13 protein-coding genes are annotated in these 13,425 nt (G+C 46.5%); 9 read left to right on the plus strand and 4 right to left on the minus strand.

What is annotated here, in order from left to right; translation table 11 throughout:
• Positions 1-52: 52 nt before the first annotated feature.
• The 5 genes from ilvA to icd all read left to right on the plus strand — a co-directional run bounded on the left by ilvA (position 53) and on the right by icd (position 4,672).
• Positions 53-1,273 (plus strand): threonine ammonia-lyase, encoded by a 1,221-nt coding sequence (ilvA, locus tag TA_RS00570; protein ID WP_010900540.1) that lies wholly within the window; start codon positions 53-55, stop codon positions 1,271-1,273.
• On the plus strand, positions 1,270-1,833 hold the full coding sequence (locus TA_RS00575) for a HemK2/MTQ2 family protein methyltransferase (protein WP_241761853.1): 564 nt from the start codon (positions 1,270-1,272) through the stop codon (positions 1,831-1,833). The genes ilvA and TA_RS00575 overlap by 4 nt, the downstream gene beginning before the upstream one ends.
• 182 nt (positions 1,834-2,015) lie before the next feature.
• Positions 2,016-2,456: a helix-turn-helix domain-containing protein gene (locus tag TA_RS00580; protein ID WP_010900542.1), complete on the plus strand. Its 441-nt coding sequence runs from the start codon at positions 2,016-2,018 to the stop codon at positions 2,454-2,456.
• A gap of 207 nt (positions 2,457-2,663) precedes the next feature.
• Entirely contained in the window at positions 2,664-3,350 is a 687-nt protein-coding gene (locus TA_RS00585) for a type I 3-dehydroquinate dehydratase (RefSeq protein WP_010900543.1), read from the plus strand.
• Between the two features lie 104 nt (positions 3,351-3,454).
• Positions 3,455-4,672, plus strand: a complete 1,218-nt coding sequence (icd, locus tag TA_RS00590; protein ID WP_010900544.1) for an isocitrate dehydrogenase (NADP(+)) — start codon at positions 3,455-3,457, stop codon at positions 4,670-4,672.
• Here icd and TA_RS00595 read toward each other — a convergent pair.
• Complete coding sequence (locus TA_RS00595) at positions 4,666-5,373, minus strand: RNA 2'-phosphotransferase (RefSeq protein ID WP_010900545.1); 708 nt, start codon at positions 5,371-5,373, stop codon at positions 4,666-4,668. The two genes, icd and TA_RS00595, sit on opposite strands and share 7 nt — an antisense overlap.
• Positions 5,366-6,226, minus strand: coding sequence for a ribose-phosphate diphosphokinase (locus tag TA_RS00600; protein ID WP_010900546.1), 861 nt, complete (start codon positions 6,224-6,226; stop codon positions 5,366-5,368). Before TA_RS00600 ends, TA_RS00595 begins: the two co-directional genes overlap by 8 nt.
• Before the next feature lie 345 nt (positions 6,227-6,571).
• On the opposite strand from TA_RS00600, the gene TA_RS00605 reads away from it, so the two are divergent.
• Both TA_RS00605 and TA_RS00610 read left to right on the plus strand, forming a co-directional pair.
• On the plus strand, positions 6,572-7,309 hold the full coding sequence (locus TA_RS00605; protein ID WP_048161432.1) for an enoyl-CoA hydratase/isomerase family protein: 738 nt from the start codon (positions 6,572-6,574) through the stop codon (positions 7,307-7,309).
• Positions 7,294-8,304 (plus strand): N-acetylglucosamine kinase, encoded by a 1,011-nt coding sequence (locus TA_RS00610; protein ID WP_010900549.1) that lies wholly within the window; start codon positions 7,294-7,296, stop codon positions 8,302-8,304. The genes TA_RS00605 and TA_RS00610 overlap by 16 nt, the downstream gene beginning before the upstream one ends.
• Here the strand turns inward: TA_RS00610 and TA_RS00615 are convergent.
• Entirely contained in the window at positions 8,301-10,067 is a 1,767-nt protein-coding gene (locus TA_RS00615; protein ID WP_048162215.1) for a phosphoenolpyruvate carboxykinase (GTP), read from the minus strand. The two genes, TA_RS00610 and TA_RS00615, sit on opposite strands and share 4 nt — an antisense overlap.
• A 202-nt stretch (positions 10,068-10,269) precedes the next feature.
• A complete protein-coding gene (gene alaXM, locus TA_RS00620; RefSeq protein ID WP_010900551.1) occupies positions 10,270-10,995 on the minus strand; it encodes an alanyl-tRNA editing protein AlaXM in 726 nt (241 codons plus the stop codon).
• 95 nt (positions 10,996-11,090) lie between these two features.
• Here alaXM and pdo point away from each other — a divergent pair, with 95 nt between their 5' ends.
• A complete protein-coding gene (gene pdo / locus TA_RS00625; protein WP_010900552.1) occupies positions 11,091-11,753 on the plus strand; it encodes a protein disulfide oxidoreductase in 663 nt (220 codons plus the stop codon).
• A gap of 183 nt (positions 11,754-11,936) precedes the next feature.
• Complete coding sequence (locus TA_RS00630; RefSeq protein WP_010900553.1) at positions 11,937-13,412, plus strand: sugar ABC transporter substrate-binding protein; 1,476 nt, start codon at positions 11,937-11,939, stop codon at positions 13,410-13,412.
• Positions 13,413-13,425 lie beyond the last annotated feature (13 nt).

The following is a 13,425-nucleotide window of genomic DNA, read 5'->3' on the forward strand; positions in this document are numbered from 1 at the left end:
ATCTAATTTCAAGACTGCAACTCATTTATAACCAGGGCGGCGATTAACCGTCATGGACAGCGAAGCGATACCTTCATACGAGGATATCCTTTCTGCAAAGGCCTATTTGGAGGGCCGCATAAACAGGACGCCGCTGATAAAGTCCACGACGTTCGGAAACGAGTACGGTTCCGAGATGTACTTCAAGCTTGAGAATTTCCAGAAGACAGGGTCATTTAAGTCCAGAGGCGCTCTTTTCAAGTTCTCCAAGCTGAGCGAAGATGACAGAAGGAGAGGCGTTTTAACGGCCAGCGCGGGAAACCACGCGCAGGGTGTGGCGTATGCTGCAAAGGTCAACGGCATAAACGCGAAGATCGTAATGCCGGAGTACACCATACCTCAGAAGGTAAACGCGGTCGCCGGCTATGGCGCCGAGGTGATACTTCATGGCTTCGACTACGATGAGGCGCACAGGTACGCTGACGATCTCGCAAGGAAGGAAAACCGGGTTTTCATAGAGGCATTCAATGACAGATGGGTGATATCCGGCCAGGGAACGATAGGGCTGGAGATAATGGAGGACAGGCCTGACATCGACACCATAATTGTTCCTGTTGGCGGCGGTGGCCTCATCTCTGGCATAGCACTGGCGGCCAAGCACCACAATCCGCATGTGCGCATAATAGGCATAGAGTCAGAACTGTCCGATTCCATGAAGGCCTCCTTAAGGGAGGGGAAGATCGTAGCGCATACAAGCGGTGTTAGCATATGCGATGGCATATCTGTCAAATATCCTGGCGATCTGACCTTCAACATAGCAAAAGATTACGTCGATGATATAGTGACGGTGACCGAAGAATCTGTTTCCAAAGCCATATACAGGCTCTTCGAGAGAATGAAGATAGTTGCGGAGCCTTCTGGAGCAGTTGGCCTGGCTGCGATAATGGAGGGCAAAGTCGATGTAAAGGGAAGGAAGGTTGCTATCGTCGTATCAGGCGGCAACATAAACCCGCTGCTGATGTCAAAGATAATATACAAGGAGCTGGAGAACCTTGGGCAGCTGGTGCGCATAGAATGCATAATACCGGACAGGCCAGGAAATCTTTACAGGATTGCGGAGGCCATAGCAAAGAACGGTGGAAATATATACCATGCGGAGGTCGACAATCTCAGGAAGGAGACACCTCCAGGCTTCCAGAGCGTGATATTCAGCGTCAACGTTAGGGGGCAGGATCATCTGGACAGGATACTATCAACGCTCAGGGAGATGGGTTACATCTTCAAAGTAACATGAAGAAGGATCCCATGCATTACTGCGATCTTGATATTGCGGAATGTGACGGTGTCTATCCACCGTCCGAAGATTCTTTTCTTATCATAGAATACGCATCCTGCTCAGGGAAGGCCATAGAGATTGGCTGCGGTACAGGTATAGTTTCCATTTGCTTTCTGAAGAGGGGATGCGACATAGAAGCTGTGGACATAAGCGATCTCGCCGTCGAATGTGCAAAGGACAACGCCTCTAGGAATGGCCTGACTCTGAAGGTATACCGATCAGATCTGTTCTCAGGCGTCAGCGGTACATACGATACGATTCTGTTCAATGCCCCATACATACCTGTAGAGGGCGAGGATGCATCATGGAGCGGAGGAAGGAATCTGGAGGTTGTTTCACGGTTTCTGGGCCAGGCCAGGGAACATCTTAGCGCATCTGGTCAGATCTACATTGTTCTGTCTGATCTGACGGACAACGAAGGCATGTTCAGGATGATGGGTTACGATTATTTCATCATAAAGAAGATCAGCTTTGAATTTGAAGCGATAGTGCTCTACAAGCTGACACTAAAAGCATAAGAAATGCCTTGTCAACAGCTTATGCACGGCCATGATCATCATCAGCAGTAAAATGGGCAAATTGGGTCATGTTTAAGGGATTCGCCGTCATAAAATCATGACCCTGAAGGTCATCCAATACCAAGCAGACGCAATTCTACATTGGGAAAAATGTTATCTACTCCGCAGATAATATTCATGGGATGTTTAAAATATCAATAACGTCAGTGCCATCAAGGGTTGATGAATCAGATCTGGACAGAAGCATAGCATATTTTCTCTCAGACATAGGCTACATACCGAGGATAAGCCCCTCAACAGACATGAACTCCATAAAGAACTCCGTATACTTCAGGCTGTTCAAGGAGTGCTTCCTTATACACAGTGAAAGATACTGGACACCAGAAGAGCTAATGTCCTATCTAAACACAAGCAGATCCACGCTCTACAGGCATCTGAACAAGCTGAAATACCTGGACATACTGGAGGAGATCAAGGATGGAAAGGTGAAAAAATACAGGATAAGATCGGGCGATCTGGAGAAGGCATGGTCATGGGTAGAGATCAACATAAAGATGGCCATAGAAAACTACAGGAACAACGTACAGCACATAAACAGCCTGATAAAGAACGGCAAAGCTTAGTTCGCGCCATTAAATTGATCGGAAGAGACCATTTAATGATGAAACAATAGAGAAAATTCAGGTATTCTACATTAAAATTTTTAGCGAATTGCAGTGGTATTTTCCTGATATGCAGTCTGAAGCGTATCCCTAAGTTGCCCTGCAAGATCCTGATGCCTGAAATCGTTCGCTCCAATATGTTTTTAACCTGTTCGATGATCATGTGCCGTGCCGTTGTACAGTGGGGACAAGATAAGCATCGGAAAGTTTGTGATAGGCAACCCAATGCCAATAGTTGTGACGTCGGTCTTCTACGAGGACGTGAGTACGTTCGTGGAAAGGTTGCAGACAAAGGTTCTATCAGACAAGAATTTATACGAAATACGTTTCGATATGTTCACGGAGAGGGAGATCTCCGATGAAGAGGAGCTAATATCAGCCATGAGAGAGATGGATATAGACTACATATTCACGTACCGTGGAAAGGATGCCAGGAAATACTATGAGACTGCGATAAGGAAGATGGCACCAGCCGTCGATATAGACATGGATCTGATAGGAAAGCTCGAGGCAAAACCCACCGTGACGAAGGTCATAGGATCGTATCACACATCAGATTCCGAAGCCATGATGTCTGCGCTTGATCGCATGATCGATAGTGATGTTGATATGGTTAAGGTTGCCTGTTCCTATTCCGAAGATCAGGAATTTCTGGGAGATCTGAAAAGGATCATAGACATCAGGAAGAATCGCAGGAAGCCCATCGCATATGTACCTATGGGAAGGACATTCTGGAGGGCGCTTGCGGGATACTATGTTTCAGATATAGTCTACGCGATGGCAGACCGGCCGACAGCCTATGGACAGCCACCTGCTGATTACTATTATCAGGCGTTTAAGGCATTGTTTTATTGATTTTTCGTTAATTATTTTCCTGTTTCTTTACTTAAAAAGATGTATTTCGACTGATTTCGTAGCTAGATGATAAGTATAAATTAGAATGGTGCTATTCAAGTCATATGGCATATATTCAAGTGAAGGAGGATGGAACCCTTCAGGTTCCAGATAGAGTAACTATAGGATATATAGAGGGCGATGGAATAGGACCTGATATATCAAAGACAACGATAAACGTACTCAACGCAGCTCTTGACATCGCCTATGGTGGAAAGCGTTCAATAGAATGGAAGAAGATACTTGCAGGAGATGAGGCCTACGATAAGACCGGTGACAGGCTTCCCCAGTCATCGCTAGATGAACTGAAAAAGTGTGTAGTTTCGCTGAAGGGACCTCTGACAACCCCAATAGGAGAAGGCTTCAGGAGCCTTAACGTCACTTTGAGGCAGTACCTCGATCTTTATGCGAACATCAGGCCTGTAAGATACTTCCCAGGCGTGCCTTCCCCTGTAGTTCATCCAGAATATATGAACATGGTCGTCTTCAGGGAGAACACCGAGGACCTGTATGCCGGCATAGAATGGAGGTACGATTCAGATGGAGCCAAGAAGGTCAGGGAATTCTTGGCGTCAACATTCAACATAAACCTAACAAGCGATACCGGCATAGGGATAAAGCCCATAAGCAAGTTCAAGTCCACGAGGCTTGTCAGGAAGGCTATACAGTATGCTATAGCTAACAAGAGGAAGAGCGTAACGCTTGTGCATAAGGGAAACATAATGAAGTACACTGAGGGGGCATTCAAGGAATGGGGTTATGAGGTTGCTAAGACGGAGTTCGGCAACTACACCGTGACGGAAACGGAATACCTTCAGGATCCTGAAAAATACTCGAACAAGATCGTCATAAAGGATCGAATAACGGACAACATGTTCCAGCAGGTCCTGACCAGGACGCAGGAGTACGATGTCATTGCGACGCCCAATCTGAATGGCGACTACCTTTCAGATGCCCTGGCGGCCCAGGTCGGCGGCATAGGCCTGGCACCTGGAGCGAATATAGGCGACCACTATGCCGTATTTGAGGCCGTGCATGGAACAGCACCGAAGTACGCTGGCATGGATGTTGCAAACCCAACATCGCTGATACTCTCCGGAGAGATGATGCTGCAACACATTGGCTGGAACGAGGCTGCGAACATACTCGATGAGGCAATAATGCAGACGTACAGGGATCAGAAGCTGACGCAGGACATTGCAAGGCTTCTTAACGTAAAAGCACTTAAATGCTCTGAATTCGGTGAGGAGATAATCAACAGGATGAAAAAACCTGTTCACTGATCCTTTTTGTTTTTATTCCTCACTCTATCTATATCCATTTTTTCCTCTTCCGTCAGCGTGACCTCTTCTGGTTCCGCGTCCTGAATGTATTCTGGAGGTATCTCCCTGGTCAGGTAGATATCATCGCTGGATCTGTATATATCATGCCCGCTATCAATCATCGATCTCGCGTCTATGCGCAGTATGAAGGGATCATCGATGTGATATAAGCCGGACACATACGATCTCCTGTATGTTCCAGAAAGATGCACCCATGTCTTATCTGAAGGATATATGCCAGCTTCCTTGACAAGCGGCGCTTCAGCGGCCGATGACTGGTAGTACAGGACATCAGGTATGTTGTCTTCAGGCAGATCGCTGAGATCGACCGGTATCGTGTGGCCGTACATAGCTCTGATGAGCACGCCTGAAACCTGATATCTTCCCTTTGGATCGGTCTCGGCCAAGGACAAGATATGGTCAAAAGTTATCCATTTCATTCCCTTGTACTTTCTCAGCACCGTTACTATGCCCGCTATCCTGGCATAGCCATGGCTGTCTAGCCTTATGTGGTACCTCTCTGGATCATGCCTAAGGATGGCTGCCAGCGTCCTGCTGACCTCATCCACCTCCCTCTCATTCATGAGTATCTTTCCCGGCTTTCCGCAGACCGGGCATTCTCTGCCACGATACGGGCCATGGCAAGTTCTGAGCTCAGGCATGTTTACCAGCTATGTAATCACAAACTACCTGATAAACAGATATGTCGGAGAATTTTCCAGCGACCGTATCCGTTACATGTATTTCATCTGCATTTTCCAGGATCTTTGATTCGCTGCTGTTCACGAAGAGGCCATGTATGGCAGACACGTATATTTTCGACGCACCCTTTTGCCTGAGGATCGATGATGATTTTGCTATGGTTCCGCCTGTTGATATTATATCATCCAGTATCAGAACCTTTTTCCCATTAAGATCTATGTCTGGAGCCTTCATTTCAACGGTTCTATCATCTATTCTCTTCTTCTCTATGTAGAAATATTTCTTTCCGAGGGCCTCTGCCACGTGCTTTACTCTTTGCAACCCTCCATCGTCCGGCGATACCACATAATCGATGTCCACATGCCTGTAAAAATCTATTATTGAACGATCGGCATGCAGGTCGGTGAATCTGACCTTTGAATAGCTCAGGGTCTGTTCGTCATGTATGTCAACCGTAGCTATGCTTGTGCTGTAGGAGGCAAAGATCTCCGTGAATATCTGCGACGATATGGGTTCGCCTCTTCTGTATCTCTGGTGCTGCCTTGCATAGCCGTAGTATGGTGCTATGATGTTAACGCTTTTTACTTGATAATCTCTGACTGCCGATAGGCTGAGGATCATCTCTATGATCTCCGCATCGGTGTGTGTATTCCCGATTATGAACACGTCCTCTCCATTCAGATCAGCATCGTACCGAACGTATAATTCGCCGTCTGGAAAACGCCTTTCCTCAGGTAAAACAAGTTCGCTATGGAGCTGTTCTGCAACCTTTCTGGCAAGGCTTGAAGATGATTGAAGGCCTATTATTTTCATAACGCAGAGGTATGCCGAACCCCATTAAAAATTTGAGGATGCAACCATAGGATGAAATAATATTCTTTATCGGTAGAAACATTAAAAACTCCATCCTAACCAATAGCGTAGAGGCTTTATCTGCTGGCAAGATTATATGATTTGTTGCATATAATATGATAGGAATAGCCTCATGCTGAAATGGGTGCATAAGCATGCGATGATAGTTGAAGCGGAAAGCTACGAAGTTCCGGATGAGTGGTGATGCACTAGGAGATGCAGCCATTGGAAGGCCTCTAGCCTGATAGAACCTTGGCAAGAAAAAGCAAGATAAAAATATAACCGAAGGCTATTTTTTTGATACATATGCCGGTCTTGAAAAACATGGTTGGATCTGCGATCTACGTCTATCTAGACAGGCCCGATAAGAAGAATGCACTTGACATTGAATCCATAAAGGGATTGGAGAAAGCGCTGGATGAAGCATGCTCTGATGAAAAGATACGTGCAGTGGCCATATCAGGTAAGGGAAAGGACTTCTCGGCAGGCGCCGATATAGATATGCTGTCCTCGTTCGACAGCTCTTCAGCCTATGAATTCAGGATGGCCATGAACCGTTTATCCAGGAAGATGAGGGATCTTCCGAAACCCGTGATAGCGATACTGAAGGGATACTCACTGGGAGGAGGCCTTGAGCTTGCAGAATCTGCTGACATAAGGATAGCATTGAAGGACGCCATCATAGGGCAGCCAGAGGTCTCCATAGGAATAAACGCAGGGGCTGGTGGAAACGTCATACTGCCAAGGATCGTGGGCAGCGGAATAGCCATGTACATGGCGATGAGCGGGCGCAGGATGAACGCCAGCGAGGCAAAGGCCATTGGCCTTGTGGACGAAGTTGTGGACGATGAGGATCAGGCGAGGAAGATAGTTGAGGATATCTCGTCAAAACCGGCGGTGACCCTTCAGTACATAAAGAAGCTCGTCAATGCATCACTGGACCTGCCAGTCGACCGCGCTATGGAGGAAGAGGCATTATATTTCTCCATGCTATTCACACGGAAAGAGGTAACGGATCTGCTGAACAGATGGAGGAAGAGATGATGATTCTCGGTGTTGATGGGGGTTCTACAAAGACGCTTGCCATAGTTTTCGATGAACGCAGCGAAAGGATAATGGGTGTAGGCATATCCGGCCCATCAAATTTTACCAATGCCCCAAGGGAAACAGCCGAATCCAATATATCAGATGCAGTGCGCAAGGCATGCTCCGAGGCAGGAACAGACCTGGATGGTATCGGGATAAGGGTATTCGGGCTTGCTGGCATAGGGGACAGCAGGGAAGCCACAGAACTTGGGAAAGACATAGTCCGATCCATCGTTGGCCATGCTGATGTTTATTCAGACGGCCTGGGTGCATACAAGTTTGCGAATTTGAATGACGATGGCGTTGTTTTTGCCCCTGGCACTGGGAGCGTGGGTTTCATAAAGAATGGCAGCGATCCTGAGAGATTTGGAGGTTGGGGCTGGTTCATAGGCGATGAAGCCTCCGCTAGCTGGATGGCAAAGCAGGCCATACTGTTTGCTGAACGGGAACATGATGGCATAGCAGAGACAGGCTTCCTCGATGTCGTCAGGCGTTATTTCGGCATGGATCTCTATGAGACCGTTTACGCAATATCAAAGGAGAAGATAGCTAAAAGGGTTGTAGCTGCTCTTGCGCCACAGGTATCTGCTATGGCGAGATCAGGAAACAGATACGCCATTTCAATATTTGAGGAGAGCTCATCGTACATTGCGGATCTGCTGAATGCCAAGTCCAGAATCTTTGGAAGATCTGGAAAATATTCGGTTCTAGGTGGCACAATGCTTGCAGGAGATTTCTACAGGGATATGATCAGGAAGAAGAGCAGCGTCGATGTCAGCATATATTATGGTTACCAGGTTGCAATAGGCGATGTTCTAATCGGCATAGAGAAGAAGGGAAGCATCAGCGTGGATCTGAGGAACAAGATGATAGATCAGCTGAACTCTATCCTTGAAAATAAGAAGGAGGACATCAAGAAATTCCTCTTCCTGGACAGCGTACCTACATCCTAAGATATCCTTCTCTTTTCCATCTCGAATTCGATCAGGAGATCCTCCGGTATATTTCCTATCTGGCTGAAGTAATCTCCGATACTCTTCATTTCCTCCCTCCATCCATCTCTGTCGATCCTGAAGAGTTCCTCCATATCCTGTTTGGTAAGGTTCAGGCCATCTGTGTTTATATTCTCAGGGATGTATCCAATTGGGGTCTCTATGGCATTGTCATTGTGGTCCAGCCTATACAGTATCCATTCTATGACCCTGAAGTTCTCGGAGAAGCCCGGCCATATGAAAGACCCATCCTGTCTTCTTCTGAACCAGTTGACGTAGAATATCTTCGGCCTGCGGCTTAGCTTCCGTCCCATCTCTATCCAGTGCCTGAAGTAATCAGATATATTGTAGCCGCAGAAAGGACGCATGGCCATCGGATCCCTCCGGAGTTCGCCTACCTTTCCCTCAGATGCCGCAGTCTTCTCCACGCCCATCGTCGCGCCCATGAAGACGCCGTGGTTCCAGTTGAATGCCTCGTAAACGAGAGGCACCAGTGATGCGCGCCTGCCACCGAACAGTATGGCAGAGACTGGAACACCTTCCGGATCTTCCGATCTGTCCGATAAAAACGGATAATTTGAAAGCGGAGACGTAAACCTGGAGTTGGGATGCGCTATTGGTTCACCATCGGGTTTCCTGAGAACACCTTTCCAATCGTACAGTTCCTCCTGCAGCGGATCGAGGCCCTCCCACCATGGTTCGCCTGTCTTCGTCATGCCTGTGTTGGTGAATATGGTATTTCTGCTCAGCGTGATCATGGCATTTTTGTTTGTTCTGTAGTTCGTACCAGGTACAACGGCAAAGAAACCGTTTTCAGGGTTTGTAGCGTACAGCATACCGTCCTTCATCTTCATCCAAGCTATATCGTCGCTTAAGAGCCTGGTCTTCCATCCAGCCTCTGCATACTGCTTTGGAGGGTTTATCATTGCCAGGTTTGTCTTTCCGCTGGCGCTGGGGAATGCACCTGTTATGTAAACCTTTCTTCCATGCGGGTCTTCCACCTCAAGCAGCAGCATGTGCTCTGCCAGCCACCCCTCTTTTCTTGCCCTCACCGAAGCTATCCTGAGTGCATGGCATTTCTTGCTCAGTAGTGCATTTCCACCGTAGTTTGTATTAACGCTGAGTATGTCAGCATCCACCCCTTCAGGCTTGTCCCACGGGATATGTATTATGAACTTGTTTCCAGGATCAAGCGTGCCCGTCGCATGCACGCCCTTAACGAACTTTTCAGGCATGCTTCCAATAACCTGTTTGCCCATCCTCGTGATGTAGTGGAGATTAAGCACAACGTATCTGCTGTCGGTGATCTCAATGCCATAGTCTGTGAATCTTGAATTAAGCGGGCCCAGTGCATAAGGTATTACGAACATGGTTTTTCCTCTGTAAGCACCTCTGAAAAATTTGTTCCAAACTTCGCTGACCTGTTGCAGCGTCATGTGGTTGTTCAGAGATCCGGCCATGCTGGCATCGGGCGCTGCTATGAATGTCCGTTCCTCACTTCTCGCAACATCCGTCCTATCGCTCCTGTATAGGAACGAGTTTGGATAACGATTCTCATTGAGCTTTATGAACTCACCAGATTTGATTAATTCATTGGATATCTGTTTGAACTCCTCAGGCGTCCCATCACATACCACAACATCCTCTGCCTCTGTGAATTTCTTTATTCCCTCTATCCATTTCATTGCATGCTGATTGAGTTCTGATTCGTCGATCGCGAGCATAGTTGTTTCAGCTGAAAGATGGTATATATAAATATCTGATCCATGGAATGCAGTGTATACATTAGGCAGATGTACCATTATATGAGTTCCGCAACGAAAGGTTTTATTTAAAAGATATAATTTATTAAATTAATATGATTATCACAAATAAATATAATGGATCATAATTTAAAGAATCATGGTAAAATTGATATCTTCATCCTCATGCAGGGCTCAGTTCGAATTCTATGCGTTTGTTCTTCCTGCCCTTATTCTCTATCTTCCTGAGCACTATTTTTCCAACTTCTCTAGTGTTTGCAACGTGCGTACCGCCATCTGATTGTTCGTCCAGCCCCTCTATGACTATTATTCTTACAACGGGAAGAGATTCTATGAGCTTCCTTCCTGGCTCCGTCCTTGCGAGATTTGGTCTCTTCATGGCCTCCTCCCTTGATATGTTTTCCGCGTATACGCGATGGCCTTCGGATATAAATTCGTTAGCCTCCTGTATAATCTGATCCACGAACTCCTTTGTGAAATTCTCGATGTTCATGTCAATGCGGGAACGATCTTCATAGATCTGCCCGCCGGTCAGCAAGGCCTCAGAATTGTGCTTTGCTGACACAATACCATCCAGTATGTGGATCGCAGTATGATACCTCATGTGGGCATATCTGCGCTCCCAGTCTATCTTTCCGTATATCCTATCACCGGCTTTCAGGCCGTCTACGCTCTCAAGGATGTGAACAACATCGTCACCATGCTTCTGCACATCCACAACTCTGTAAGTCTTGTCGTCATTCACAATGATTCCGGTGTCGTTGGGCTGGCCTCCACCGGTTGGATAGAACGCAGTTCTGTCAAGCACAATGCCGTTGGAGTCCACAGAAACAACCTCAGCCTGGAACTCCTTCATATACATGTCGTCGTAATACAGTTTTTCTGTCACGGTACACAGCATGCTATCATGCCTTAAACGCTTTGCCATTGTGAATACACAGATCTGTGTAGCAAGGCTTAAATATAATAAAAAAATGCCTGACCATGGCAAATCTGATAAGAAAGGAAGACAGAGAATACCTTAAGGGGGAGTTTGAAAAGTATCTCAAGAACGATGTTGATCTTGTGGTTTTCACTTCAAATGATGAGAACTGCAGGTACTGCAAAGAAACTGTTCAGCTTGCAACTGAAGTATCGGAAATAAATCCGAAGATACACCTGAAGGTTTATAACTTCGATGAAGACAAGGAGATGGTGAAGAAGTACGGAGTTGAGAAGTATCCGGCAACCATCGTTTCAAAGGCAGGTGTCGAGGATGGCAGGATCGTCTATTACGGCCTTCCGTCTGGCTATGAATTCGGTTCGCTGATAGAAGACCTCAAGAATGTATCGATGGGAGAAGCAGACGTTTCATCAAAGGCTGCAGAACTCATATCAAAGATCGACAAGCCAATAACCATAAAGGTCTACGTTACGCCGACATGCCCGTACTGCCCGAGAGCAGTTGGAACAGCGCATAAATTTGCACTTCTCAATCCGAACATAAAGGGTGAGATGATAGAGGCGCTGGAGTTCGAGAATGAGGCCGAAGAGGTCGGTGTTTCCAGCGTTCCGCATATAGTCATAAACAACGATGTTACATTCATAGGCGCGTACCCGGATGACCAGTTCGCGGAGTACGTTATGGAGGCCTACGACCATCAGTAAATAAAATTTACTATATCTTGTAATAATTTTTTTTGCATTGATTATTATTCTATATAATAGTTTTCATTCAATCCTGATGAGTTTTGCCTTGCAGATCACATCATAACTTAATTCTATGGATTTGCAAGAGAGTATATATTTTGCTAAAGAAAAAGTTAAATAATCTATTTCCGATTATACACTATGGACAGTAGTAATGACGATAAGAATAAGGGGACCAGCTATCAGCCACCCTCCGGTGGTGGATACAAGCCCCCTTCTTCCGGAAAGAAAAACAGAAAGCTTGTCTGGGCGGTTGTTGCGGTTGTCGTAATAGTGGTAGTAGCCACCGTGAGTGTTGAGGCATACTACTCAAACAAGGCAGCGCACACGATAACAATATGGAGCTCCCAGAGTGCAGGCGGGGAGACGCAGGTATTTGATCAGGCTGTGAAAGCGTTCGAAGCAAAATATCCTAACATAACGCTTCAAATAGATACAGCTGTTGCAGTTGGTTCTGCATCCACATATCTTACGGCAGCCCATGCGGGTAAAGCACCTAATGTGTACAGGGATACTAGCGACGATGCCGCAGTTCTTTGGGCTTCAGGATCGCTGATAAACATGAGCGATGAATTCAACAGTTCCTACTTTTCGCAGTTTGAGCCAGCAGCATTGAATGACTGGACGTACCATGGAAGCATATACGGTATACCCATCAACATAAACGGGAATGCACTCTACTACAACAAGATGTATGTAAAGACACCGCCAAAGACAATATACCAGCTTATACAGGACGCGAAGAGTGTTACTGGCGAAAAGGCTCCAAATGGAAAGACTGTATATGGCTTCCCCTACGGCCTGGGGCTATGGTATGGCTACAATGCAGCTGCGTGGTTCCCTGCATTTAACGCGACAATCTTCAATTCCTCGATGTATCCGCAGCTGAACTCTGTAAATTCTACTAAAACGATCGGATTCCTCTACAATCTCACTTATTATTATAAGGTCAGCCCAACCGGGCTAAGCAGCCAGACAGACGTCATAAGCATGTTCGAGGATAATGAATCAGCATTCATAGAGGAGGGCCCATGGGAGCAGTCAACATTTGAGAGCTATCTCGGAAGCAATCTCGGCGTTGCCCCACTGCCATTTAACAATGCCACAGGATCATGGGTTGAACCAATCTGGGGTTCTATAGGCTATGTGGTTTCCAACAGCAAGGCTAGCGGTGCAAACCCGACTCAGATATGGGCCTCAATACAGTTCGTGAAGATGATGACAAACGTAACAAACCAGGAGCTACTATTCAAGGAGGCCGGTGATTTTCCATCGGCAATAGCTGCAAATAACTGGGCAATAAGTCATAATTCCACAGATCCATACGCACAGTACTGGTTTGATCAGGAAGCACACACACAGATACAGCCAAACTATCTTGCATTCAACGCATACTGGACGCCATTCAACACGCAGATGTATGCTCTATATGTTGGAGGTTCTGGGAACATAACACAGGCAGCAACCGCTCTGGAGAATCAGATAATCGCCACGATGAAATCAGCTGGATATCCACCATTCATCTCTGCAACTACGATCTCGCTTCTGCAGGTTTCCTCTGCAAGCGAGAATCTATATTTCTTCGCTGAAAGTTCAGTTAGCGGAATAAAATTATAAGCAACGCTAGGCT

The sequence above is a fragment of the Thermoplasma acidophilum DSM 1728 genome (assembly GCF_000195915.1).
GTDB lineage: Archaea > Thermoplasmatota > Thermoplasmata > Thermoplasmatales > Thermoplasmataceae > Thermoplasma > Thermoplasma acidophilum.